Source organism: Luteimonas qiangzhengi (genome assembly GCF_039548515.1).
Lineage (GTDB): Bacteria > Pseudomonadota > Gammaproteobacteria > Xanthomonadales > Xanthomonadaceae > Luteimonas.
Window position 1 is genome coordinate 52,670 of the sequence record NZ_JBCLVE010000012.1, and the last position, 23,625, is coordinate 76,294.

Here is a 23,625-nt window from a genome sequence, read left to right on the forward strand (position 1 = left end):
CTCAGGCGCGCTTCTTGGCGGCCGTGGCGGGAGCCTGCTTGGTCCGTGCGGTCTTGGAGGCGGAGCGCATCGGGCTGGTGTTCTGGAACTGTGTGGTCGTGCCCAGGACTTCGATCTTGCCGCCGTCCTTGCGGAAGGCGGCGAGGTCGGCCGCAATGCGTTCGCTGGTCATCGACGACCCGCGGTCGTTCTTACTGGCCGAGCTGCGCGTGCGGGTCCTGGCGGCAGGCTGGCGGGTCTGGGGCTTGGCATTCGTGGACATTGCGTCTCCTGTCGGAACATGCGCGGGCGCATGGTTCTGTGAGCCGGCTGGCACTACGCGCATTACGTGCGCAGTGTGCCGTGGCCTGGGTGCGGCGGCGGGCCGGCGTTGCTTGATCAGTCGTCCGGGTAAAGCCACCGGCCGACGGGGGGCTGACTGGACGGGGAGTCCTTCCGCCCGATCCAGCCCGTTATCGTAGCATTTTTGGCGGGAATATGTTTGGTTCTGCAGTCAACTGCGCTGAAATGGTCGTGATCTGCGGTTTTTGGTGGCGGTCAGCGTGTGCCAGCACTGGTGTGAAGCCATGACCAATGGCGCGCTGTTTCCCGGGCGGGCAACGGGTATTCTTGGCGGCTGTCGCCCCGCCGAGTTTGCGGGGGCCCAGTTATCCATCCGGAGAATGCACTTTGAAGAAGACCCTGCTGTTTGCCGCCACCACCCTGGCGCTGTCGCTGGCCGCGCCGGTCACCGCGCATGATGCGCGTTCCTGCCTGGACGACTCCTGCCACGTACAAGTCCGTTTCCTGGACGGTGACGGGCAGGGCGCCGCGAATGCTGCCGACTCGATTGCCGCGCCGCGCATGGGCACTTGGGGCATCGATACCGATGGCATGGACACCAACGTGTCGCCGGGCGAGGATTTCTTCGCCTATGTGAGCGGCAAGTGGGCGGAAAGCACCGAGATCCCGTCCGACCGCTCCAGCTATGGCTCGTTCCTGGCCCTGCGCGACCTGTCCGAGTCGCGCGTGCACCAGCTGGTGGAGAGCTACAAGCTGGGTGATCCGGCCACCGACGGCGACGCCGCCAAGGTCGCGGCCCTGTATCACGGTTTCATGGACGAAGCGTCGATTGAGGCAGTGGGCGCGCAGCCGCTGCAGCCGTACCTGGACGCGGTCCGCAGCGTGTCCGACAAGGAAGAAATGGCGCACCTGATGGGCGCGCAGAATGGCGGCTTCACCCGCAGCTTCTTCAGCGTGGGCGTGTCCGATGACCAGCTGAACCCCGATTACTACACCCTGTACATGAGCCAGTCCGGCCTGGGCCTGGGCGATCGCGAAATGTACCTGCGCGACAACTTCGCCCCGCAGCGCGAGCGCTACGTGGCCTATATCGCCGAGCTGCTGGAACTGGCCGGCTGGGACAACGCACAGGCAAGCGCGGACGCCATCATGGCGATGGAAACCCGCATCGCCGAAGCGCACTGGACCCGCGCCGAAAGCCGTGACCGCGACAAGACCTACAACCCGATGGAGCTGGGCGAGTTCGACGGACAGGCGCCGGGTTTCCCGTGGCAGCGTTTCTTCGCCGCGGCCGGTGTCAGCCACGCCCCGCAGGCGGTGGTGCGCCAGAACACCGCGATCCCCAAGATGGCGGAGATCTATGCCGACACCGATCTGGATACCCTGAAGGCCTGGCAGGCATTCCACACCGTGGACCGCGCCGCGTCGCTGCTTTCCAGCGACTTCGTCAACGCCCAGTTCGAGTTCCGCGAGAAGTTCCTGTCCGGCCAGCCGGAGCAGCGTGAGCGCTGGAAGCGCGGCGTGTCGTTTGCCGAGTCGGTGATGGGCGAAGCCATCGGCCGTGACTACGTGCAGCTGTATTTCCCGGCCGACGCCAAGGCCAAGATGGATGAGCTGGTTGCCAACGTGAAGGCGGCCATGGGCGCGCGCCTGGATGCGCTGGAGTGGATGGGCGATGAGACCAAGACCGAGGCCCATGCCAAGCTGCAGAACTTCGGCCTGAAGATCGGTCACCCCGACGAGTGGCGCGATTACAGCGGCCTGGAAGTGGTGAACGGCGACACCTTCGGCAACGCTGCGCGTGCGGCGCGGTTCGAGTGGGACTACCGTCGCGCCCGCATCGGCCAGCCGGTGGACAAGGCCGAGTGGGGCATGACCCCGCAGACCGTGAACGCGTACTACAACTCGGTCAAGAACGAGATTGTGTTCCCGGCCGCCATCCTGCAGCCGCCGTTCTTCGATCCGGAAGCAGATCCGGCAGTGAACTACGGCGCCATCGGCGGCGTGATCGGGCACGAGATCATCCACGGTTTCGACGACCAGGGCCGCAAGTCCGATGGCAAGGGCCTGCTGCGTGACTGGTGGACCGCCGAGGACGCTGCCAAGTTCGAAGAGCAGGCCGCGAAGCTGGGCGCACAGTACGAGTCGTACGAGTTCCCGCAGCTGCCTGGCATGCACATCAACAGCCGCACCGCGATGGGTGAGAACATCGGCGACCTGGGTGGCCTGACCATTGCGCTGGAAGCCTATCGTCGTTCGCTGGATGGCGAGGAAGCCCCGGTGCTGGACGGCTTCACCGGCGAGCAGCGCTTCTTCATGGGCTGGTCCCAGGTGTGGCGGATCCTGTGGCGTGACGATGCGCTGCGCCAGCAGCTGGTCAACGGCACCCACTCGCCGGGTCACATCCGTGCGTTCGCTCCGCTGCGCAATATCGATGCGTGGTACGACGCGTTCAACGTGACCGAAGGCGATGCGCTGTACATCGCCCCGGAAGATCGCGTGCGGATCTGGTGATCCACCGCGTCATGTGTTGAAAGAAAAAGGGCGGCCAGTGGCCGCCCTTTTTCGTCATGCTCCGACCTACGGGGTTGCCTGGATCCAGGCGTCCACTTCGCGCTCGAGCAGGTTCAGCGGCACCGTGCCGGTGAGCAGCACGCGGTTGTGGAACTCGCGCGGATCGAAGGATTCACCCAGCGCCTCGCGGGCCATGTCACGCAGGCGGATCATTTCCAGCTGGCCAACCTTGTAGGACGTTGCCTGGCCGGGCATGACCACGTAGCGGTCGACTTCAGATGGCGCAATGCCGTAGTCGATCGCCTGCTGACGGGTCCAGCCCTTGGCGTGCAAGCCGGTATCGACCACCAGGCGGCGGGCGCGGAACAGTTCGGCATCAAGCTGGCCCAGGCGACCCTCCGCATCACCTTCGTACCAGCCTTCCTCCGCGGCCAGACGTTCGGCGTACAGCGCCCAGCCTTCGCTGAAAGCGGAAATGCCGCCCAGTGCGCGGGTCTGGCGGAACTTCGGAAGCTCGCGGTTTTCCACCGACAGCGCCACCTGGAAGTGATGGCCTGGGACGGCTTCGTGATAGACCAGCGTGCGCAGGCCGAAATTGGTCAGCCGGTTGGTGCGCAGCGGCATCTGATAGACGCCCGGACGTGAGCCATCCAGCGGCGGCGCCGTGTAGCTGGCCGCAGCACTTTCCCAGCGGTACTCCGGGTAGGGCTGCGCGATCACCGCCGATTCGGGGCGGATATCGAACAGCTCGTCCGCCCTGCGCTCGGCGTCGCGCATCATGGTCTCGATGTCGGCCATGATCTGCGCCCGGCCGTCGTCGTTGTCGGGGTAGGCGAGATCCTGGCGCAGCTGGGCCACGCGCTCGTTGACGCTGCCTTCGGTGCGGCCGAGGGAGCGCAGGATCGCGTCCATTTCCCCTTCAATACGCTCCACTTCCGACAGGCCGAGTTCGTGGATCTGTTCGGCGTCCAGGTCGGTGGAGGTGAAACGGCGCAGGTGGTACGCGTAGGCTTGTGCGCCATCATCGAAGCGCCACAGACCGGCATCGTCGGTGGCCTGCGGCAGCTGCGATCGCAGCATCGCAATGGTTTCCTGCCATGCCGGGTAAACGCTGTCCGTCACGATGGCCGTGGCTTCATCGGTCAGCGTTGCGCGGCGCGCGTCATCGAGCTCATCCACCGAAGCCAGACGATCCTGAAAGGTGGTGACCAGCGGATTCGAGTCCGGTTGCGGAGCGATGAACTGCTCCATCTGGCTGATGGTGGCTTCAAGGATGAACCGTGGGGGCAGGGTGCCACGGGTGGCCAGCTCCGCGGCATCTTCGCGGGCCTCGCCGATCCGGGGCCCGATCAGGCGCAGGCGGGCCAGGTAATTGTCCGCATCCTGCGCGCTGCCTACCGGGTGCACCACCGTCATCAGGTTGGGCAGCCCCACGTTGGCGCCGCTGAACTGGTTGAGCGGAAAGCGCAGGTGCTCGAACTGCGCGCCCTCCACGATCACCTGCAGCTGCCAGCGCATCATTTCGGCGGACACCCGCTCGGTATCGCTCATGGCAGCCAGGTCAAAACGCTCCAGCTCCTGCAGGCCGCGTCGCGCCAACTCCACTGTTTCCTGTCGGAAGTCTGCAGTGCCCGGTGTCAGCTGCCGGTCCATTTCATCCTGGCGCGCATCGCCGAAATAGCGGCTGCCCGTGGCGGACGAAGGCTGTCGCAGCATCCACTCGTCGGTAAAGGCTTCAAAGAAAGCGCTGACGCCGGTGGCGTTGTTGAAGCCGGATTGCTGCTGCGTGTTGCCAGCGGTATCACCGCTGCTCGAAACAGGGCTGCTGCATCCGCCCACGGCCAGTACGGCCATGACGGCGGAAGCGAGGAGAGTCAGGGAGCGCGAAGCGTGCATGGCAGGCCTTGGAATCCAAATGAGTACTGGATTCTAGGCGGCCTGCGACGGAGTAAAGCGTGCCGTTGGTTTGCGGCCCCGGGTCACGATCCACCGGCAGCCGCTATCAGGGCAGGGTAATGGTGATATGGGCGGTACGCTCCGGCATCTGGACCACGTTGTTGTAGGCGGCCAGGGTCTGGTCCGTCTGCTGTCCGGACCAGGCATTGAGGCCCAGATAGCCGAGCAGTCCAAAGCCGGCTACCAGGACAGCGGGCAGCCACAGCGGCAGTACGCGGCGCAGGGTGTGTTTCACATTGTCCGGCGGTGGCCAGTGCGGAGCGAAGCCGGTGCGCTTGCCCTTCAGATAGACGATCTCATCGCCCAGGCGGGCAGTGAGATATCCCAGCTTTTCCGGCCCTTCCAGACGGTATTTGCCTTCGAAGCCGAGCAGCAGGCAGTAGTGATAGACCTCCAGCGACGGAAGGCGCGGCGCGCCCTGTGCACGCAGTTCTTCCAGGCGCTCGAAGAAGTTTTCGCCGGCCAGATGGTCGCCAAACAGACGCAGCTGCAGAGGCTGCAGTTCCCACGCATCACGCAGCGATGAGGGCTGCGCCAGGATGGCTTCGTCCATCGCCGCACAGAAGGCGTACTTGGCGGCGTAGACGTCTTCCGAGGCGATGCCCATCTTCATCGCGCCGCGTTCCACCCGGTCCAGAAACTGCTGCACCGACTGGACAAAGGCTTCCCCGTCAGAGGGCAGCTGGCCGCGCTTGACCAGCAGCAGCAGGTAGAAGCCGTCGGACATCAGATCGGCCAGCGTGCGTGGCGTGGGCGCGCCGCCCACCGGCGTTGCCGCCAGCTGCGGGCTCAGCGAGGGCATCGAGCCCGGGACGGGAGGCTGGTTGGTGTTCATGGCGCCACCGCGATGAGTTCAAGTTTGAGTTCGCGTACGCCGCCGGGCACGTAGATCATCAGCGATTGCGCCTTGAGCATGCGTTCGTACAGCGGACCGCGCGGCTCGACCGAGAAATAGTGGCTGCCGGGCCGCACCGGGATTGCCGCGGGCACCTGTGCAGCGTGGACCAGCTTGACGCCGGGCAGGGCGGAGAGCACGCACTTTTCCACGTCATCCGGTGCGCCCACCTTGAAGCGGATTGGCACGGTCTGGATCAGTTCCTGGGCGGGCATGTCGGCGGCAACGCCCAGGTAGAAGACCGAGTTGTCGTCGATGCGCTGCGAATCGATCCGGCCCACATGGAACGAGGGTTTGATTTCCTGCAGCGTGATCTGGAAATAGCGGGCCGAGATCACCGTATCCAGCAGCTCGCGGATCATCGTGAACAGCTGCTCGAAGCCGGCTTCCGGCGCCTCATGATCGTAGCGCGGCAGGTCTGCCAGCGCATAGCTGCGCGAGAAGGTCAGCAGGCTGCCGGCCAGGCGCAGCAGCTCCTGATGCAGGCGTTCGGGATGCAGCCCGGCCTGTTGGAACAGGTGCGAGAGCGTCGCGAACGACGAGGTGGCGGTATGCAGCAGCCAGAAAGAAGCAATGTCCCCGGAGCGGAATTCGATGATGTGTTCGGAAGGCTGCCGGTGCACGCCGTACAGCGCATCCACCTTGGCCTGCAGCGCATCGAGCAGGGTCCGCAGCTGGTTGTGCAGGCGCGGACTGCCGTGGATGTGAAGGACCGGCGCGATAAAACTTTCATCAAGCTCGAACCCGCCCGTGGAGGTGCGGCGCACCCTGGCAACGGGAATGCTGACATAGGCGTCGCGCGGCTTGTCGTCCGTCAGCAGGCGCACGGCCTTGCCGAGATAGGCAAGGTCCGCTTCGGCGGCATCGCTGAACAGGTCCGGCGTCGGCAGGTTGCGCTGGGTGAAACGCGCTGCCTGGCCCTCTTCCAGACCCTTGCCGCAGTTGCCGCCGTGCTCGCGCAGCAGCGGGAGTGCGAGATGGATCGTGCTCGACTGCACGCCTTCGGGCAGCGAAGACAGTGCAATAGCGTCTGGAAGCGCATCGTGAGAGGGAGCGTCGTAGCTCTCCCCGTCGGGAAATATTGCGGAAGCTTCCAGCAGGCGCAGGGTCCCGGTTGCCAGACTCTGGGTATCAACCCGAAGCCGCCTCACCCCCCAGGCGCAGGGATGCAGGCTTCGGGCGAGGTCGTGCAGGCGGGCTTCGTGATAGGCGTCCTGGCGCTGGAAATGCTGCGGTCGAAGAAACAGTCCTTCGCCCCAGAACACCTTCGACATCTGACTTACATGCGACACGCTGCAATCCTTTTGCTGTTGCCGGGCCTGCCTTGGCGCGGGAGTGAAGCTTACCCATGCATCGTTGGATCAGGCAACGGGCGCGGATGTTTTTGCGGTTCAGGGCGCGCAGCGAGCCGAAACCAGACTGCCTGGGTCGCCCGGCACGGCCGATGCCAAGGCCTCGCTGCTGGTGGTCAGGGCGCAGGCATGCAAGCCAATGGTGATCCCCTGGGAGCGTGCGTCGCGATGACGTGCATCAAAGGCGTAACGCCAGCGGCCGTGGGCTGGTGAGCGAAACAGCGCGACCACGCCCAGGTGCGTGGCTTCCGCCGGCAGCCGCTCTTCCAATTCGCGGCGGATGCCCGGAGTGAGTACCAGCTCGCGTACTTCGATCAGGTCGTTGCCGAGCTCTGCGCGCTCGCGGCCCTCGTCCAGCAGTGCATCGAACGGCACCTGTTCGAAGCGCTGGGTGCCGCGCAGGTAATAGATCCTGACCACGGTTGCCAGGCCGCGCGTGCCATTGCCAGCGTTGAGGTTGTCCCCGGCGTACAGGCGCAGCGGGATGGTCTGGATCCCGGCCTCTGCATCGGCGTCGGTTTCGCGCAGACCCACTGATTCCAGGGTGCGATTGACGGCTTTTCCGATGCCACCGTTGCTCGCGCAACCCGCCAGCAGCAGCGCGGCAAACAGCAGTAAAACGCAGCGGGCCGGCAGGTGCGGGCCAACGGCAAAGGGGCGGGTAGAGCGTGCGAAATGAGTGTCCATACTTGAATCGCCTGGTGCGCTGGTTTTTAATGTCCGCGCCGGCCGGGTACGGCTGGCTTCTGGACAACGGGGGCAAACGACACGATCCAGCGTCGCTTGCGTCTTCGTGAAACGTCAGTCTTGACGTAACGCGGAAAGGCTACTATACCCAGACCGGAATACAGCAGGGAACGGGATTCAACGTGCTTCGGCGCATCGGATCCCAGGCGTGCGCAGCGGGGACAAGCTGCGTGTAAAGGAACCAATCAGGATTGATTGAACAGGTCATCGATGACCGAAGGGAGTGCTACAGGGATGCGTTTGACAGGGAAGATGCAGGGATTGCGTGGTCGTATCGAAGGGGGCGTTCGCCTTCTTGCCGGTTTCGCGCTGCTGTCCATGCTGGGCGCCTGCGCCACCACCTCACAGACAGGTGCGCCCGACTATGCCGGGCTGATGGCCCAGGCCGAAGCGGCCATCGAGGCCGGACAGGTTGATCATGCCGTGGGCGCACTCTCTGACGCTGCCCGCGCCGACCCGATCCGCAAGGAACCCTGGGTGCGCACCGCCCAGCTGGAATTTGACCGTACCAACTACGCCCACGCGATCGTTGCGGCCGAGGAAGTCCTGCAGCGCGATCCGGACGACCTGGTAGCCGACGGCATTCTCACCGTAAGCGGGTTCCGCATTGCGACCGGCTCGCTGCAGCGGCTGCAGGGACGTGGCGCGCTGGCTTCGGCCACCGCGCGCCGCGAAGCCGAGGTGTTGGCCGGCACGTTGCGCAACACCATGGGCCCGGAAATCTTTGCCGGGCAGGACGCCCCGACGCCTACCCCGCGCCGCAGTGCGCCCGCCCGTCGGGCCCCGTCGGCCGCGGCCACGCCGGCCCGGCCCGCCAATACGTCGACACCAGCGTCGCAGCCGGCCGCCAGCGGCCCAGCCTCTTCCAATCCGTTCGAGAGGATCGGCGGCAACTGAGCTGACGGCCCCAACACACATCGTCAAGGAGACGACAGGATGTCCAAGAAGGATAGCGTGCAAAAGCGCCTGCAGAAGGTGCGTGCGCCGCGCGTGCAGTTGACCTACGACGTGGAGAAAGGCGACGCGATCGAAGAGAAGGAGCTGCCTTTCGTGATGGGCGTGATGGGCGACTTCAGCGGCAACCCCGAGCAGCCGCTGCCGCGGGTGAAGGACCGCAAATTCGTCAATGTCGATCTCGACAACTTCGATGAAGTGATGGAAGGCATGACGCCACGCGCGACCTACCGCGTGGAGAACAGAATCAGCGACGAAGGCGGCGAGTTCGGGGTCGAGTTGAAGTTCAACTCGATGGACGATTTCCGCCCGGAGTCGGTGGTCCAGCAGGTGGAGCCCCTGCGCAGGCTCATGGAGTCGCGCGCGAAGCTCGCTGATCTGCGCAACAAGCTCGCCGGCAACGAGAAACTCGAGGACCTGCTCAACGACGTCCTCAACAACACCGAGCAGCTCAAGCAGCTGGGCGGCGACGGGAACCAGGAGTAAAGCATGTCCGCACAAGCCACGACCGCCAATGAAGCCGTCGCCACTGTCGCCGATGCCGGGCTGCTCGACCAGATCGTCGAGCAGAGCAAGGTGGCCAGGTCGGATGCAGAGCATCGCCGCGCCAAGGACATCATTTCCGAGCTGGCCAGGGAAGTACTCGATGGCACGGTGGTTGTGTCCGAGAACCTGAGTCTGACCCTGGACGCGCGGGTCGCGGAACTGGACCGGATCATTTCCGAGCAGGTCAGCGCCGTCATGCATGCGCCGGAGTTCCAGCAGCTGGAAAGCAGCTGGCGCGGGCTTCACTACCTGTGCCAGCAGACCTCGACCGGGCAGCTGCTCAAGGTCAAGGTGCTGAACGCGCCCAAGAAAGACCTGGTGCGCGACTTCAAGTCGGCGATCGATTTCGACCAGAGTGCGCTGTTCAAGAAGGTGTACGAAGAAGAGTTCGGCACGTTCGGTGGTGCGCCGTTTGGCGCCCTGATTGGCGATTACACCATCGGCCGCCAGCCGGAGGACATGTACTTCATCGAGCAGATGTCGCACGTGGCCGCCGCTGCGCATGCTCCGTTCATCAGTGCCGCGTCCGAGGACATGTTTGGGCTGGAAAGTTTCGCCGACCTGGGCAAGCCGCGAGACCTGGCCAAGGTGTTTGACACCGTCGAGTACGCGAAGTGGAAGTCGTTCCGCGATGGTGAAGACAGCCGCTACGTGGGCCTGACCCTGCCGCGCTTCCTTGGCCGGCTGCCGTACAACCCCAAGGACGGCACCACCGTGGAAGGCTTCAACTTCGTTGAGGAAGTGGAAGCCAGCAATCACGACAAGTACCTGTGGTGCAACACCGCCTACGCGATGGGCGCGCGCCTGACCAAGGCGTTCGAGGAGTACGGCTGGTGCGCGGCGATCCGCGGCGTGGAGGGCGGTGGCCTGGTAGAAGACCTGCCCACCCATACCTTCCGCACCGATGATGGCGAAGTGGCGCTCAAGTGCCCGACCGAGCTTGCCATCACCGACCGGCGCGAGAAGGAGCTCAGTGATCTGGGCTTCATCCCGCTGGTGCACTGCAAGAACACCGACTATGCCGCGTTCTTCGGCGCCCAGTCGGCGCAGAAGCCGAAAAAGTACAACTCGGATGCGGCCAATGCCAACGCCATCCTGTCGGCGCAGCTGCAGTACATCTTTGCGGTGTCGCGCATTGCGCACTACCTGAAGGCAATGATGCGCGAGAAGATCGGAAGCTTTGCCTCGGTGGGCAACGTGGAGGATTTCCTCAATCGCTGGATCGCCCAATACGTGTTGCTTGACGACAACGCAACCCAGGAAGCCAAGGCGCAGTATCCGCTGCGCGAAGCCTCCGTCCAGGTTTCGGAAGTGCCGGGCAAGCCCGGTGTCTACCGCGCGGTGGCCTTCATCAGGCCGCATTTCCAGCTCGATGAGCTGTCTGTTTCGCTGCGACTGGTGGCCGAACTGCCGGCCGGTGCCAAGAAGTCGTAGCGTTTTTGCAGCGTCAAGGGGCGGAGACCCCTGGGTAGTACTGACGCGGCCGTCCTGATTGGGCGGTGGCAAACAGGACTGGACGCATGTCCAGTCCGCCTATCTCACGGAAGAACGGAACAAAGGAAACCAGATCATGCAGCACGCATTCCTCAGCATTGACACCATCAAGGGCGAGTCCCGCGATGACAAGCACCGCGACTGGGTCGAGATCAAGTCGTTCTCGCAGGACCTCCTGCAGCCGCGCTCGGCAACTGCTTCGACGTCGGGCGGCCAGACTGCGGCACGCGTCAACATGTCGCCGGTCGAGATCGTGAAGGAGATCGACCTGGCCACCACCGCGCTGAACCAGGCGGCGGCCAACGGCACCACGTTCCCCAAGGCCCGCATCGAATTCATGCGTGCCGACAAGGACGGCCATGCCATCAACTATTACTCCATTGAACTGCTCAATGTGCTCGTGCACCGCGTCACCACCACGGTGGATGACGAGGGCATGCCGCAGGAAGTGGTGCAGCTGAGCTTCGGCGCCATCCGCTGGACCTACAACCAGCAGAAGCCGGAAGGCGGCGTGGGCGGCAAGACCGTTGCCCAGTGGAGCAACACCAAGAACGTCCCGAACTACCTGACCTGATCCACCTCGGCGGTGGCGCCCCGGCGCCACCGCTCTTGCGGCCGCCGCCGAACAACCTGGGACGACGGTCAATGAATGGATTCGAGCCGAGCCTGATTGAAAAACTCCTTGATGACGCGCCTGAAAGTACCGGGGGCGGCGTCTTCAAATCGATTTCCATCGAGCAGTACAAGGAGTCGGTGGCCCGCGATCTGGAAGGGCTGCTCAACAGCCGTTCCGCGTTCTCCGAACCGGACCTGGCCGAGTTTCCCAATTGCCGGCAGTCGCTGATGACCTACGGGCTGTGCGACTTCTCCTCCATGAGCCTGGCCAACGCCTACGACCGCGCCGCGATCTGCCGTTCGCTGGAGCAGGCAGTTGCCCGCCATGAGCCACGCCTGACCAGCGTGCAGGTCAGCCTGGATGCCAGCCCGCGCCTTGGTGGGGGCCTGCACTTCACCATCCAGGCCCTGCTGGACCTGCAGCCGGCACGCGAGCCGGTCAGCTTTGATGCGCTGCTGCAGCCCAACACCCTGCAGTACTCCGTCAGCCGGATGCGCCGGCAGGCGGCCTGACCGATGCACGATCTTCTTCCACATTACGAACGGGAACTGGCATTCCTGCGCCGCTACGGACGCGAGTTTGGTGAGCGCTATCCCAAGATTGCCGGGCGCCTGCTGGTTTCCGCCGACGGCAGCCAGGACCCCCACGTTGAACGGCTGATCGAGTCCTTCGCACTGCTGAGTGCGCGGGTGTCGAAGAAGCTGGAAGACGATTACCCCGAGTTCACCGACGCATTGCTGGAGGTGATGTACCCGCATTATCTGCGGCCATTCCCCTCGTGCTCGATCGCGCGCTTTGACATGGGGCCGGCAGCGGCCAAGCTGGGTGCGCCGGTGCGGGTCGCGCGCGGAACCCAGTTGCAGTCGCGCCCGGTCAAGGGCGTGCAGTGCCGGTTCCGCACCGCCTACAACGTTGACCTGCTGCCGCTGGCGCTGGTGAAGGCCGGATACCGGGCGATTGCCGATGCGCCCATGGCCACGACGGTGCCTCCCGGAGCGGGTGGCAGGATCACTCTCGAATTTGAACTGCTGTCCGACCAGGTGTCTTTCGCCAGCCTGGGTGTGGATGCACTGCGCCTTTTCATCAATGGCGAACCGTCATTCTGCGCGGCGCTGCGGGATGCACTCTCACTGCAGGTAATGGCCACCTACGTGGAGGCGGACCGGGACGGGCGCTGGCGTCGGTTGCAGGAAACGCCACTTGCTCCGGTCGGATTCGCTGAAGACGAAGCGCTGGTCGATTTTCCGGCGCGTTCGCATCCGGCTTACCGCCTGCTCACCGAGCTCTTCGCCTTCCCGGAGAAGTTCGGTTTCTTCGATCTTGACCTGGCGCCGGTTGCAGCCGGTGCCAGCCGGCGGTTCAGTGTGCACCTGGTGCTGCGCGGAAATCGCGGTGAAGACGCGGGCAGCCGCCTGCTGGAAGGGCTGAGCGCCGACAACGTGCTGCTCGGATGCACGCCAGTGGTCAACCTGTTCCAGCAGCGTGGCGAGCCGATCCGGGTCACCCACAGGGCCGCGACCTATCCGGTGGTCGCCGATGCGCGCCGGGCGTTCGCCTATGAAGTCCACTCGATCGATGCGGTGCGCCGGATCCGGCAGACGCCGCAGGGTGAGCAGGTGCAGGAGTTCCGGCCGTTCTATTCCTTGCATCACGGTGAGGATCCGGATCGCAGCGGTCATTACTGGCTGTCACGGCGCGATGAGCTGGTGGCCCGGCAGAGCCCGGGCTATGAAACCGAACTTTCGTTCGTGGACCTGGATTTCAATCCAGTGGTGCCCAAGACGGATGTCGTCGGGGTGGAGCTGACCTGCAGCAATCGTGACCTGCCAACCCGGCTGGCCTACGGCGTGCCCGGCGGCGACCTGGTGATCGAGGGCGGCAGCCCGGCCCGCAGTATCGAGCTGCTGCGCAAGCCGACATCACCGCTGCGCTTTGAGCGTGGGCACAGCGCGCATTGGCGGCTCATATCCCACCTGTCATTGAACCATCTGTCGCTGACCCAGAGCGGCCTGCCTGCGGTAAAGGAAATGCTGCGCCTGTACGACCTGTCGTCCAGCAGCGTTTCCAGCCGCCAGATCGAGGGCATCGTCGGACTGGAACACAGTTCCAGCACCACCTGGCTGGCGGGCGAACACTTCGGCTCGGTGGTGCGGGGGATCGAGATCCGGATGACGATCGACGAGGCCGGCTTCGTGGGTACGGGCATCGCCGCCTTCGTCCACGTGATGGACCGCTTCTTCGGCCTCTACGTCCATGCCAACAGCTTCACCCGATTCGTCCTTCTTTCTGCCCGCAACGGCGAGGAGCTGGTCCGATGCGATCCGCGCAGCGGCGAATCGATCCTGGCCTGATCCAGCAGCTGCTGGATCAGCCGCACCGCTTCGGATTCTTCCAGGCGATGCGGCTGATCGAGCAGCTGCATCTGCGCCAGGGCAGGGATGGCAAGGACCTGGTGGCGCAGCGCGTGCGCTTTCGCAACACGTTGTCGTTGGCGTTCCCCGCCGCCGAGCTTGAAAGTGCCCAGGCGCGGACGGCGGAAGGCGAGCCGCTTGAGCTGCCGGAGGACATCGAGGAAGCCGCGACGAGCGGAAATATTGGCGACATCACCATCACGCCCACTTTCATGGGATTGCTTGGCACGGTCGGCGCGCTGCCGACCCACTACACCGAGTTCCTGCAGGAGCGCGAAACCTACCAGCGCGACCGTGCGGCACGGGCTTTTCTGGATATCTTCACCAATCGCGCGGTGGCGCTGCATTACGCGGCGTGGAAAAAGTATCGCCTGGCAATGCAGTACGAGCTGGACCGGAAGGAGAAATTCCTGCCGCTGGTGCTGTCGCTGGCCGGTGTGGGGATGGCCGGACTGCGCGATCGCATGGCCGAGGGTGAGGGCGGGGTGTGCGACCAGGCCATTGCCCATTACGCCGGGGCCGTGCGCCAGCGGCCGGTGTCGGCACGCCTGCTGCAGCAGGTGCTCGCCGACTACTTTGAGGTTGGCATCAAGGTGGAGCAGTTTGTGGGTGCCTGGTATCAGGTGCCCGAACACCAGGCCACCCGGCTGGGCATAGCCAACGCGGGCTTGGGCACCACCGCGCTTGCCGGTGACCGGGTGTGGCAGCGGGACCTGCGGATGCGGTTGGTGATCGGCCCCCTGCAGCGGGAGCATTTCGATGACTTCCTGCCTGGCGGTACCGCTGCCGCCGCGCTGGAGAAGTGGCTGACCCTGCTTACCGGGTCCTGCCTGGAATATGAAATCCGGTTGCTGCTCAGGGCCGAGGATGTCCGCGGCGCGGGCATCGGTGGTGGCCACGGTGCGCGGCTGGGCTGGGACAGTTACGTGTGCACGCGGCCCTCGCAGCAGGCCAGGGCTGACGCCGGATATGGAATCCACACCTTGCAATGAATGACATGGAGCGTTGCTTTCAAGCATGAACATCAATCTCAAGACACTGATCGGCAAGCTCAACGACAGCTGCCGCCAAGCGGCCGAGCGGGCCGCCAGCCTGTGCATGGGGAGCGGCAACTACGAGGTCGATCTGGAGCATCTGTTCCTCGCGCTGCTGGAACAGCCACAGTGCGATTTTTCCCTGATCGCACGGCGCAGCGGGATTCCCGCAGGCACGCTGGAAAAGGATCTTGCGGCCGAGATCGCGAAGTTCCGCAATGGCAACACGCGTACCCCGGTGTTCTCGCCACACCTGCCCAGCCTGTTTGAACACGCATGGCTGCTGGCATCGCTGGATTCAGGCACCACCCGGATCCGCAGTGGCCACCTGCTGCTGGCGCTGTTGACCCAGCCGGACCTGTCGCAGCTGGCCTATCGCGGTTCAAAGCAGTTCGCCCGGATCAAGCGCGAGGAGCTCAAGCACAACTTCAGCGCGCTGACCGAGGGGTCCCAGGAAGGCGGGCAGGCGGTCGGGTTCGCCGACGCCGGGCCGGGCGCCGAAGACGAGGGCGGGGAGGTGTCCCAGCCGGGCGAGGGTGGGCTGTCGAAGACGCCGGCGCTGGACCAGTTCACCACCAACCTCACCCAGCGGGCGCGCGATGGGCACATTGACCCCGTGATTGGTCGTGATCCGGAAATCCGCCAGCTGGTGGACATCCTGCTGCGTCGTCGCCAGAACAACCCCATCCTCACCGGCGAGGCCGGCGTGGGCAAGACTGCGGTGGTGGAGGGTCTGGCCCTTCGCATTGCCGGCCAGGACGTTCCCCAGGTGCTGCAGGGCGTGGAACTGCACGTGCTGGACATGGGGCTGCTGCAGGCCGGGGCCAGCGTGAAGGGTGAATTCGAAAACCGGCTCAAGGGCGTGATCGATGAGGTCAAGAAGAGCCCGCATCCGATCATCCTGTTTATCGACGAAGCCCACACCATGATCGGCGCCGGCGGCTCCGCCGGACAGAACGACGCCGCCAACCTGCTCAAGCCGGCCCTGGCGCGTGGCGAACTGCGGACCATCGCGGCCACCACCTGGGCCGAGTACAAGAAGTACTTTGAAAAAGATGCCGCGCTGGCCCGCCGCTTCCAGGTGGTCAAGGTGGAGGAGCCCTCCGAGCCGCTGGCGGCGGCCATGCTGCGCGGGATGGTGCCGCTGATGGAAAAGCATTTCGGCATCCGCGTGCTGGATGAAGCCATCACCGAAGCGGTCCGGCTGTCGCACCGCTACATCAGCGGGCGCCAGCTGCCGGACAAGGCCGTCGGCGTGCTTGATACCGCCTGCGCCAAGGTGGCGCTGGGACAGAGTGCGACGCCGGCCGTCATCGAAGACACGCTCCGGCACCTGGAGCGGCTGGAAGTGGAAACCGGCGCGCTGGAGCGCGAAGCTGCTGGCGGCTCGCGACAGCACGGAGAGCGCCTGGGCGAGCTACGCGAACAGCAGGAAGGCGCACGCAAGGTGCTGGCGGAAAGCCGGGCCCGACTGGAGCAGGAGACGGCCCTGGCCGAAAAGGTCCGCGAGCTGCGCACCCGGATGGAAACTCCCGCGGCGGCAGAGCAATCTGCAGCTGCCGGTGATGCCGCCGAAGACGCAGGCGAGCCGGCCCCCGCGCCTGTTGCCGTAAAGAAGAAAGCACGCAAGACAGCGAAGAAGGCAGCCAGCAAGGAAGCCACGCTGTCGCCGGAACAGGTGGAACTCGACGCCCTGATGGCCGAACTGCGCGAACTCCAGGGCGAAAGCCCGATGGTGCCGCTGCAGGTGGATGGGACTGTGGTGGCGGAGATTGTTTCGGCCTGGACCGGCATTCCGCTCGGGCGCATGGTCAAGGATGAAATCCGCACCGTGCGCAACCTCGGCGGGTTGCTGACCGAGCGGGTGATCGGCCAGGGCCACGCGCTGGAGGCCATCGCCCAGCGCGTGCGCACGGCCACTGCCAAGCTGGAAGATCCGGACAAACCGCGCGGCGTTTTCATGTTCGTCGGCCCGTCCGGCGTCGGCAAGACCGAAACCGCGCTGGCCCTGGCTGACATTCTCTATGGTGGTGAGCGCAAGCTCATCAGCATCAACATGAGTGAGTATCAGGAAGCCCACAGCGTGTCCGGCCTGAAGGGATCGCCGCCGGGCTACGTCGGCTACGGTGAGGGCGGCGTGCTGACCGAGGCGGTGCGCCGGAATCCCTACAGCGTGGTGCTGTTGGACGAAGTGGAGAAAGCCCATCCGGACGTGCTGGAAATGTTCTTCCAGGTGTTCGACAAGGGGGCGATGGACGATGCGGAGGGGCGCGAGATCGATTTCCGCAACACCCTGATCATCCTCACCTCCAACGTCGGCTCGGCCCAGATCATGCAGGCCTGCCTGAACAAGGAAGACAAGGACATTCCGGGTGCGGACGCCCTGGCCGAGGGTCTGCGGCCAGTGCTGATGAAACACTTCAAACCGGCGTTTCTCGGCCGGCTGAAAGTGGTGCCGTACTATCCGATCAACGACGATGTGCTGGCGCGCATCATCGAGCTCAAGCTCGGGCGCATCCGCGACCGGGTGGCTGGCAATCACAAGGCCGTGTTCGACTGGAGTGGTGAGCTGGTGGAGGCAGTGCTGGCCCGCTGCACCGAGGTGGACTCGGGTGCGCGCAACGTCGATCACATCCTCAACGGTACGCTGCTTCCGGAAATTGCCGGTAACGTGCTGGCCAGCATGGCGGAAGGCGGCAGCATCGCGCGTATTGACGTGACTGCGGATGACAAGGGAAGTTTCGAATACCGGGTGGCATGAGGCCGCCCGGGGCAACCAGGAAGCAAAGGAGAACAACATGGATTTCTATGGATTGGATGTTGACCAGGCGATCGATAACTGCGACAGCTTCGCGCTCGGCCGCAAGCGTTCCACCCAGGGGGTCTGCGCGTGGAATCGGGTCAGGCCCGAGCACGTGGTGGACCTGCTGGACCAGGCGGCCCCGGAAGCCCGCGGCGACGCACGCAACCTTGCGGTGCTGATGTCACGGTTCGCCTGGCGGATCCATGACGGCAGCAGCGTGCGCAGTGGGGACCGGCGCATCGTCAACAATGTCCGCGAAATCACCGTGTCGATGGCGGGTCGCAATTTCCAGCTGCATTGCACCGAGAACCCGGCGCTGCGCCTGGAGCGCATTACCGCCTGAGCCGCTTCGAGCCTGGAGCGGCCGGTTTCATGCCGCCTCCCGCCGGCAGGGCCTTAGACTGTCGATGTCCTGTTGCGGGAGTCGAGCGTGAACGGATGGATGGCCGATGGGGTCGCGTTGCCAGCGACCGTGGGCGCGTTGATGCTGCCCGCGGCGCAGACAGACGCCATCCGGGCGGCATACCGCACTCCGCCGCGTGAGTATCACAACCTCAGCCACGTGACCGAGGTGCTTCGCCACTATGCCGATGTGGCCGCGGGTCCGGGCTGGGCGAGGCCGGTGGAAACCTGGCTGGCGGTGCTGTACCACGATGCCATTTACGAGCCGAAGCGCCGCGACAACGAGGTCCGTTCCGCAAGCCTGGCGGCACAGCACATCGCGCGCTGGCTGCCGCAGGCGGAGCTGGATGTGGCGAGGGTTTCGTGGCTGATCGAGTTGACCGCCCGGCACGGACAGCATCTGCCGGAGGATTTCGGCAGCGGGGCGGATGCGGATGATGTCCGCCATTTCCTCGATTGCGACATGGCAATCCTGGGCGCGGACCCGGATGTGTTCGATGCCTACAACCTGGCGATTGTCGCGGAATATCGCGGCAGCGTGCCCGGCTGGCTGTTCCGGCTCAACCGACGCCGGTTCCTGAAGGCCTTGCTGGGGCGACCGAGGATCTTCCTCAGCGACCTGTTCCACCAGCGCTACGATTCCGCCGCCCGTGCCAATCTGCGTCGGGTGCTGGCGGGTGTCCGCAGCGACTGACAGCCGCATCGGATCAGGCGCTTCCGGTTGCCGGCCTTGCGGGGCCGGCAACCGTTTGAAGCTGGATCAGAACGCGCAGATCAGTCCGCGGATTCCTGCGGCTGGCCAACGTGGCCAACCTGCTTCTCCTGCTCGGAAGCCTCGCGCACCTCAGCTACTTCGATTGCGAAATGCAGGGTCTGGCCGGCCAGCGGATGGTTGCCGTCGATCTTCACTTGGGAATCGTCCACTTCGGCCACGGTCACCACGAGCGGGCCATTGTCGGTCTGGGCCTTGAACTGCATGCCCGGCTCAATGCTGTCCACGCCCTGGAAAGCTTCGCGAGGAACGGTCTGGACCAGTGCGTCATTGCGCGGCCCGTAGCCGTCGTTGGGGCTGACATCCACCTTGAAGGTGTCGCCCGTGTTCTTGCCCTCCAGGGCGCGTTCCAGGCCGGGAACGATATTGCCGGCACCGTGCAGGTAGCTCAGCGGCTGGTCCTCTGGCGAGCGGTCGATGACCTGACCTTCGTCATTGGTGAGGGTGTAATGGATGCTGGCGACGCGATTGGAGGCGATCTCCATGGAGCAACTCCTTGGATGGAAGGAAAAGGAAAAGGGGGATATGCCGGCAGATACACGGCACAAAAAGAAGTAATACCGCCAGCAGGCTAGAGATCCCGCCGCCGATGTGCAACCCGCAGTGGCTGCTGTGCACCGCTCCGGTTTATCGGCGCAGGTCGGCTGTGGCAAAGTGCTGGGCCCTGAATACGGAATTCGCACCATGGCCCGATGGCGCTCGCTGTTGCTGGTTTGTCTGGCTTTCATCCCGCTGTCGCTGGCGGCGCAGGCCCGCGATGGCATGAGCCTGGAGCAGATTGCCCAGACGAAGTCGGTCACGCGCGCGGCGATCAGTCCGGACGGCTCGGAAATTGCCTATGTGCTGGGCGTGCCGCGCCGCCCCGGCGTGGACGCGGACGGACGCGCCTGGACCCAGCTGCACGTGGTGGATCGCAGCGGCAACAGCCGCGGCTTCATCACCGGTGAGTCCAGCGTAGGCGGCGTTGAATGGTTTCCAGACGGCCGGCATCTGGGCTTTCTGGCGCGACGCGACGGCGATGCCGGGCGCGCCCTGTACCGGATCCCGCTGCAGGGCGGCGAAGCGACCCGGGTGGCCAAGCTCGACCGCAACATTACCGGCTTCAGCCTGTCGGCGGACGGTCGTCGCGCCGCGCTGCTGGCCCAGCAGCCGGAAAGCGATGCGCTCAAGGCGCTGCGTCGCAAGGGCTTCAGCCAGAAGGTGTACGAGGAGGACTGGCGCCCGATCGAACTGCTGATCGCCGACCTCGACGCCCCGGATGCCGAGCCGCGCGCGGTCCCGGTGGAGGGCAGCGTGCAGTCGGTGCACTGGAGCCCGGCGGGTGACCGGATGGCGCTGGTGGTGGCGCCGCGGCAGCTCACCGACGACACCCTGGTGTTTGCGCGGGTCCGCATCGTTGACCTGCAGGGGCGGGAGCTTGGGCGCGTCGACAATCCCGGCAAGCTCGGCCAGCTGGCCTGGAGCCCGGATGGCGCGCACCTGGCGATCATTTCCGCTGCCGATGAGAACGATCCGCGCGAAGGTCGCCTGACCGTGGTCGGCAACACCGGCGGCGCCCAGCGTGATTCGCTGCCGGAGCTTGAAGGCCATGTATGGAGCGTGGCCTGGCGCGATGCCGGCACGCTGGTCTACGTGAGCCACGAGGGGGTGGATACCCGGCTGGGCGAAATTGGCGTGGATGGCAGCGGCGATCGCACGGTACTGGCCGCAGGCGGACCGATCTGGGGTTCGCTGAGCGCATCCGCCGGTGGTGATCTCGCCCTGGTGGGACAGTCACCGGAGCATCCTGCCGAAGTGTTTCATGTTGCTGCCAGCGAACAGCAGGCGCGGCGCCTGACCGACAGCAATCCGTGGCTGGCCGATGTGCGCCTGGCCCGGCATGAAGTGGTTCGCTACGCCGCACGCGACGGCCTGGAGATTGAAGGGGTGCTGGTGCATCCGCTTGATCGGAGCGGCAGCGAGCCGGTGCCATTGATCCTGGTGGTCCACGGCGGGCCGGAATCGCATTATTCCAACGGCTGGCTGACCGGCTACTCGCAGCCTGCGCAGTACGCCGCTGCCCGGGGTTTCGCCAGCTTCTTCCCCAACTACCGGGCCAGCACCGGGCGTGGAGTCGAGTTTTCCAAACTTGATCGGGGCCGTCCGGGCATGGAGCAGTTCGACGACCTGGTGGACGGGGTCGATCACCTGGTCGCAACCGGGCTGGTGGATGGCGACCGGGTTGGGATTACCGGTGGCTCCTATGGCGGCTATGCCAGTGCCTGGGGCGCGACGTACTACAGCGAGCGTTTCGCGGCCGCGGTGATGTTCGTGGGAATTTCCGACCAGGCCAGCCTGGTGACCAGCGGGGATATCCCCTACGAGCAGCACCTGGTGCACATGGGCAAGTGGCCCTGGGAAGACCCGGAGACATTCCGCCAGGCCAGCCCGATCACCCACGCGCACAAGTCGCGTACGCCCACGCTGATCCTGCACGGTGAAGACGATCCGCGGGTGCCGGTGGGGCAGTCCTACATGATGTACCGCTACCTGCAGCTGGCAGGCCAGGCGCCGGTGCGGCTGGTGCTGTACCCGGGCGAGGGCCACGGCAACGCGCGCGCAGCCTCGCGCTGGGACTACTCCCTGCGCCTGATGCGCTGGATGGAGCACTACCTCAATGGCCCCGGCGGTGAGTTGCCTCCGTATGACATTGATTACCAGCTGCCGGCCGACGGGAAATCCTGATGGCCAAGCTGCTGCTCAACCTGCGCCACGTGCCCGAAGATGAGGCCGAAGAAGTCCAGGCCATGCTGGATGCCAACCGCATTGCCTGGTACGAAACCCAGCCCGGCCTGTTCGGGATCTCGCTTGGCGCGATCTGGGTCAAGCACGATTCCGACATCCAGGAGGCCAAACGGTTGATGGCCACCTACCAGACAGGGCGCCAGGCAAAAATGCGCGCCGAAAACGAGGCCGCCATCCGCGACGGCACCGCCGAAACCTTCGCTTCGATGATGCGCGAGCGGCCCGGCTGGGTGCTGGTGCGGGTCCTTGGCATCCTGCTGCTGCTGGCCCTGATGGGGCTGCCGGCCTATCTGCTTTCCCGCTAGTTCGCCGCGCCACTGCCACACCGCATGACCAACGGCAGGGCGCCGCCGCGGGCGCGTTGCTATAAGGTTTCACCAAGCCAACCACCCCGATGGCGACCGCTGGCCCCGCGCCGTGGTCGCCGTGTTTTTGCCTGCCGGAGTTTTCATGTCCCGACATCGTTTTGCCTTTGTTGCTTCAATTACTGTCCTGATCGCCAGCGTTGCATTGCCTGCCGCGGCCCAGCGCGACATCCGCTTTGACGCCTACGCCCTGCCGGAAACCGGCACCGTGGCGATTCCGGTGCGCGAAGGCAACGTGGCCAGCGGCGCATTTGCCGATCTGGACGCGGCCACCGGTGGCGCGCTGCAGCGTGCGGTGGATGCATCCGGCTTCAAGGGCCGCAGCGAGAGCAAGCTGGATCTGCCCGGTATCGGCAACTTCGACCGTGTGCTGCTGATCGGCGTGGGCAAGGACGAAGTGACCCCGCGGGTGCTGGAGGACTTCGGCGGCCTGCTGGGCCAGGACGGCGCGCGCAGCTCCGCTCCGCGTATCGATGTGCTGTGGCGGGGCGAGGAAGCCGGCGTGGCGTCACGCATCGCCTATGGCGCAGCGCTGGGCCAGTACCGTTTCGACAAGTACCGCAGCAAGTCCGACGAGGACGATGGCTCACCGCGCGCCGGACAGGGTGAACTGGTTATCCGCACCCCCGCTGGCGCAGCCGCAGCAGCGGACTATGAGTCGCAGTGGAAGCCGGTGGCCGAAGCAGTCGCCTTCTCGCGCGATCTGGTGACCGAGCCGGCCAACGTGATCTGGCCGGAGACGTTCGTCGAACGCGCCCGTGAAGCGCTGGATGGCCTGCCCAACGTGACCATCGAAGTGCTGGACGAGAAGGCCATGGAGCGCCTGGGCATGGGCAGCATCCTGGCCGTCGGCCAAGGCAGCCAGCACCCGCCGCGCCTGATGGTGGTGCGCTACAACGGCGGCAACGCCGGCGACGCGCCGGTGGCCTTCGTAGGCAAAGGCATCACCTTTGATACCGGTGGCATCTCGATCAAGGGATCCAGCGGCATGTGGCGTATGAAGTACGACATGACCGGCGCCTCGGTGTCAGTGGGCGCGATCAAGGCCCTGGCGGGCCGCCGCGCCCCGGTGAACGCCGTGGCCGTGGCCGCGCTGGCAGAGAACATGCCTTCCGGCACCGCGGCTCGCCCGGGCGACGTGATCCGCACCGCCGCCGGCAAGACGTACGAAATCATGAGCACCGACGCCGAAGGGCGCATGGTGCTGGTGGATGCGCTTTGGTACGTGCAGGACCGTGACAACCCCGCAGTGGTGATCGACATTGCCACCCTGACCGGTTCCATCGTTGGCGCGCTGGGTGCTGATTACGCGGGCCTGTTCAGCCGTCACGACGACCTTGCCGCCCAGCTGGAAGCGGCCGGGGAATCCTCGGGTGACCGGGTGTGGCGCATGCCGATGCTGCCCGAATACGGCAGCCGTCTGAGCTCGCCGATCGCTGACATGCGCAACGGCGGCGGCGGCCCGGGTGCCGGCACGGCCGCGCATTTTGTCGGTGAGTGGGTGGACAAGGATCGCCCGTGGGCGCACCTGGACATCGCCGGCATGGCCTGGATCGAGTCCGGCGGCAAGCCGACCTCGCCGGCGGGCGCCACCGCATTCGGCGTGCGCCTGTTTGACGAATACGTGCGCCAGAACCACGAAAACCAGACGCCTGAAAACTGATCTCCAGCCGGCTTCGGCCGGCTGCTTCTGACCGG

General features: G+C 65.2%; 20 protein-coding genes. 14 read left to right on the top strand and 6 right to left on the bottom strand.

Going from position 1 to position 23,625, the window contains the following annotated elements; all coding sequences use genetic code 11:
• Nucleotide 1: 1 nt before the first annotated feature.
• Nucleotides 2-262 (bottom strand): hypothetical protein, encoded by a 261-nt coding sequence (locus WCE59_RS10730; protein WP_343258762.1) that lies wholly within the window; start codon nucleotides 260-262, stop codon nucleotides 2-4.
• 407 nt (nucleotides 263-669) lie between these two features.
• Here WCE59_RS10730 and WCE59_RS10735 point away from each other — a divergent pair, with 407 nt between their 5' ends.
• A complete protein-coding gene (locus WCE59_RS10735) occupies nucleotides 670-2,796 on the top strand; it encodes a M13 family metallopeptidase (protein WP_343258763.1) in 2,127 nt (708 codons plus the stop codon).
• Nucleotides 2,797-2,862: 66 nt separating this feature from the next.
• Here WCE59_RS10735 and WCE59_RS10740 read toward each other — a convergent pair whose 3' ends face one another.
• The 4 genes from WCE59_RS10740 to tssJ form a co-directional block, all read right to left on the bottom strand.
• Nucleotides 2,863-4,650 carry a DUF885 domain-containing protein gene (locus tag WCE59_RS10740; RefSeq protein WP_343258764.1) on the bottom strand — a complete coding sequence of 596 codons (1,788 nt, stop codon included), beginning with the start codon at nucleotides 4,648-4,650 and terminating at the stop codon, nucleotides 2,863-2,865.
• A 148-nt stretch (nucleotides 4,651-4,798) separates the two neighbouring features.
• On the bottom strand, nucleotides 4,799-5,587 hold the full coding sequence (locus tag WCE59_RS10745) for a DotU family type IV/VI secretion system protein (protein WP_343258765.1): 789 nt from the start codon (nucleotides 5,585-5,587) through the stop codon (nucleotides 4,799-4,801).
• Nucleotides 5,584-6,921: a type VI secretion system baseplate subunit TssK gene (gene tssK / locus WCE59_RS10750; protein ID WP_343258850.1), complete on the bottom strand. Its 1,338-nt coding sequence runs from the start codon at nucleotides 6,919-6,921 to the stop codon at nucleotides 5,584-5,586. The genes WCE59_RS10745 and tssK overlap by 4 nt, the downstream gene beginning before the upstream one ends.
• A 117-nt stretch (nucleotides 6,922-7,038) precedes the next feature.
• Nucleotides 7,039-7,686, bottom strand: coding sequence for a type VI secretion system lipoprotein TssJ (gene tssJ, locus WCE59_RS10755; RefSeq protein ID WP_343258766.1), 648 nt, complete (start codon nucleotides 7,684-7,686; stop codon nucleotides 7,039-7,041).
• A gap of 294 nt (nucleotides 7,687-7,980) precedes the next feature.
• Here tssJ and WCE59_RS10760 point away from each other — a divergent pair, with 294 nt between their 5' ends.
• From WCE59_RS10760 to WCE59_RS10805, 10 genes are all read left to right on the top strand, one after another.
• Nucleotides 7,981-8,643 carry a hypothetical protein gene (locus tag WCE59_RS10760; protein WP_343258767.1) on the top strand — a complete coding sequence of 221 codons (663 nt, stop codon included), beginning with the start codon at nucleotides 7,981-7,983 and terminating at the stop codon, nucleotides 8,641-8,643.
• Between the two features lie 39 nt (nucleotides 8,644-8,682).
• Nucleotides 8,683-9,186 carry a type VI secretion system contractile sheath small subunit gene (tssB, locus tag WCE59_RS10765; RefSeq protein ID WP_343258768.1) on the top strand — a complete coding sequence of 168 codons (504 nt, stop codon included), beginning with the start codon at nucleotides 8,683-8,685 and terminating at the stop codon, nucleotides 9,184-9,186.
• 3 nt (nucleotides 9,187-9,189) lie between these two features.
• Nucleotides 9,190-10,680: a type VI secretion system contractile sheath large subunit gene (gene tssC / locus WCE59_RS10770; RefSeq protein ID WP_343258769.1), complete on the top strand. Its 1,491-nt coding sequence runs from the start codon at nucleotides 9,190-9,192 to the stop codon at nucleotides 10,678-10,680.
• Nucleotides 10,681-10,738: 58 nt separating this feature from the next.
• Entirely contained in the window at nucleotides 10,739-11,314 is a 576-nt protein-coding gene (locus WCE59_RS10775; protein ID WP_343258770.1) for an Hcp family type VI secretion system effector, read from the top strand.
• A gap of 71 nt (nucleotides 11,315-11,385) precedes the next feature.
• Nucleotides 11,386-11,868 carry a type VI secretion system baseplate subunit TssE gene (gene tssE / locus WCE59_RS10780; protein ID WP_343258771.1) on the top strand — a complete coding sequence of 161 codons (483 nt, stop codon included), beginning with the start codon at nucleotides 11,386-11,388 and terminating at the stop codon, nucleotides 11,866-11,868.
• A 3-nt stretch (nucleotides 11,869-11,871) separates the two neighbouring features.
• Nucleotides 11,872-13,707, top strand: a complete 1,836-nt coding sequence (tssF, locus tag WCE59_RS10785) for a type VI secretion system baseplate subunit TssF (protein ID WP_343258772.1) — start codon at nucleotides 11,872-11,874, stop codon at nucleotides 13,705-13,707.
• Nucleotides 13,671-14,759: a type VI secretion system baseplate subunit TssG gene (tssG, locus tag WCE59_RS10790; protein ID WP_343258773.1), complete on the top strand. Its 1,089-nt coding sequence runs from the start codon at nucleotides 13,671-13,673 to the stop codon at nucleotides 14,757-14,759. The genes tssF and tssG overlap by 37 nt, the downstream gene beginning before the upstream one ends.
• A 25-nt stretch (nucleotides 14,760-14,784) precedes the next feature.
• Nucleotides 14,785-17,562: a type VI secretion system ATPase TssH gene (gene tssH, locus WCE59_RS10795; RefSeq protein WP_343258774.1), complete on the top strand. Its 2,778-nt coding sequence runs from the start codon at nucleotides 14,785-14,787 to the stop codon at nucleotides 17,560-17,562.
• A gap of 37 nt (nucleotides 17,563-17,599) precedes the next feature.
• A complete protein-coding gene (locus WCE59_RS10800; protein ID WP_343258775.1) occupies nucleotides 17,600-17,947 on the top strand; it encodes a hypothetical protein in 348 nt (115 codons plus the stop codon).
• Between the two features lie 141 nt (nucleotides 17,948-18,088).
• Nucleotides 18,089-18,700 (top strand): HD domain-containing protein, encoded by a 612-nt coding sequence (locus WCE59_RS10805; protein WP_343258851.1) that lies wholly within the window; start codon nucleotides 18,089-18,091, stop codon nucleotides 18,698-18,700.
• Between the two features lie 80 nt (nucleotides 18,701-18,780).
• Here WCE59_RS10805 and WCE59_RS10810 read toward each other — a convergent pair whose 3' ends face one another.
• Nucleotides 18,781-19,263, bottom strand: coding sequence for an FKBP-type peptidyl-prolyl cis-trans isomerase (locus WCE59_RS10810; RefSeq protein ID WP_343258776.1), 483 nt, complete (start codon nucleotides 19,261-19,263; stop codon nucleotides 18,781-18,783).
• A 199-nt stretch (nucleotides 19,264-19,462) separates the two neighbouring features.
• Here WCE59_RS10810 and WCE59_RS10815 point away from each other — a divergent pair, with 199 nt between their 5' ends.
• From WCE59_RS10815 to WCE59_RS10825, 3 genes are all read left to right on the top strand, one after another.
• Complete coding sequence (locus WCE59_RS10815) at nucleotides 19,463-21,502, top strand: S9 family peptidase (protein ID WP_343258777.1); 2,040 nt, start codon at nucleotides 19,463-19,465, stop codon at nucleotides 21,500-21,502.
• A complete protein-coding gene (locus WCE59_RS10820; RefSeq protein WP_343258778.1) occupies nucleotides 21,502-21,867 on the top strand; it encodes a DUF6164 family protein in 366 nt (121 codons plus the stop codon). The genes WCE59_RS10815 and WCE59_RS10820 overlap by 1 nt, the downstream gene beginning before the upstream one ends.
• 145 nt (nucleotides 21,868-22,012) lie before the next feature.
• Nucleotides 22,013-23,590, top strand: coding sequence for a leucyl aminopeptidase (locus tag WCE59_RS10825; RefSeq protein ID WP_343258779.1), 1,578 nt, complete (start codon nucleotides 22,013-22,015; stop codon nucleotides 23,588-23,590).
• Nucleotides 23,591-23,625: the final 35 nt, after the last annotated feature.

Excerpts from the sequence above, each read along its gene's own strand:
- WCE59_RS10800 (WP_343258775.1), top strand. The coding sequence starts at position 17,600 with ATGGATTTCTATGGATTGGATGTTGACCAGGCGATCGATAACTGCGAC.
- tssF (WP_343258772.1), top strand. The coding sequence starts at position 11,872 with ATGCACGATCTTCTTCCACATTACGAACGGGAACTGGCATTCCTGCGC.
- WCE59_RS10760 (WP_343258767.1), top strand. The coding sequence starts at position 7,981 with ATGCGTTTGACAGGGAAGATGCAGGGATTGCGTGGTCGTATCGAAGGG.
- tssB (WP_343258768.1), top strand. The coding sequence starts at position 8,683 with ATGTCCAAGAAGGATAGCGTGCAAAAGCGCCTGCAGAAGGTGCGTGCG.
- WCE59_RS10805 (WP_343258851.1), top strand. The coding sequence starts at position 18,089 with ATGCTGCCCGCGGCGCAGACAGACGCCATCCGGGCGGCATACCGCACT.
- tssC (WP_343258769.1), top strand. The coding sequence starts at position 9,190 with ATGTCCGCACAAGCCACGACCGCCAATGAAGCCGTCGCCACTGTCGCC.
- tssH (WP_343258774.1), top strand. The coding sequence starts at position 14,785 with ATGAACATCAATCTCAAGACACTGATCGGCAAGCTCAACGACAGCTGC.
- WCE59_RS10810 (WP_343258776.1), bottom strand. The coding sequence starts at position 19,263 with ATGGAGATCGCCTCCAATCGCGTCGCCAGCATCCATTACACCCTCACC.
- tssE (WP_343258771.1), top strand. The coding sequence starts at position 11,386 with ATGAATGGATTCGAGCCGAGCCTGATTGAAAAACTCCTTGATGACGCG.
- tssJ (WP_343258766.1), bottom strand. The coding sequence starts at position 7,686 with ATGGACACTCATTTCGCACGCTCTACCCGCCCCTTTGCCGTTGGCCCG.
- tssK (WP_343258850.1), bottom strand. The coding sequence starts at position 6,921 with ATGTCGAAGGTGTTCTGGGGCGAAGGACTGTTTCTTCGACCGCAGCAT.
- WCE59_RS10825 (WP_343258779.1), top strand. The coding sequence starts at position 22,013 with ATGTCCCGACATCGTTTTGCCTTTGTTGCTTCAATTACTGTCCTGATC.
- WCE59_RS10815 (WP_343258777.1), top strand. The coding sequence starts at position 19,463 with ATGGCCCGATGGCGCTCGCTGTTGCTGGTTTGTCTGGCTTTCATCCCG.
- WCE59_RS10745 (WP_343258765.1), bottom strand. The coding sequence starts at position 5,587 with ATGAACACCAACCAGCCTCCCGTCCCGGGCTCGATGCCCTCGCTGAGC.
- tssG (WP_343258773.1), top strand. The coding sequence starts at position 13,671 with ATGCGATCCGCGCAGCGGCGAATCGATCCTGGCCTGATCCAGCAGCTG.
- WCE59_RS10730 (WP_343258762.1), bottom strand. The coding sequence starts at position 262 with ATGTCCACGAATGCCAAGCCCCAGACCCGCCAGCCTGCCGCCAGGACC.
- WCE59_RS10740 (WP_343258764.1), bottom strand. The coding sequence starts at position 4,650 with ATGGCCGTACTGGCCGTGGGCGGATGCAGCAGCCCTGTTTCGAGCAGC.
- WCE59_RS10820 (WP_343258778.1), top strand. The coding sequence starts at position 21,502 with ATGGCCAAGCTGCTGCTCAACCTGCGCCACGTGCCCGAAGATGAGGCC.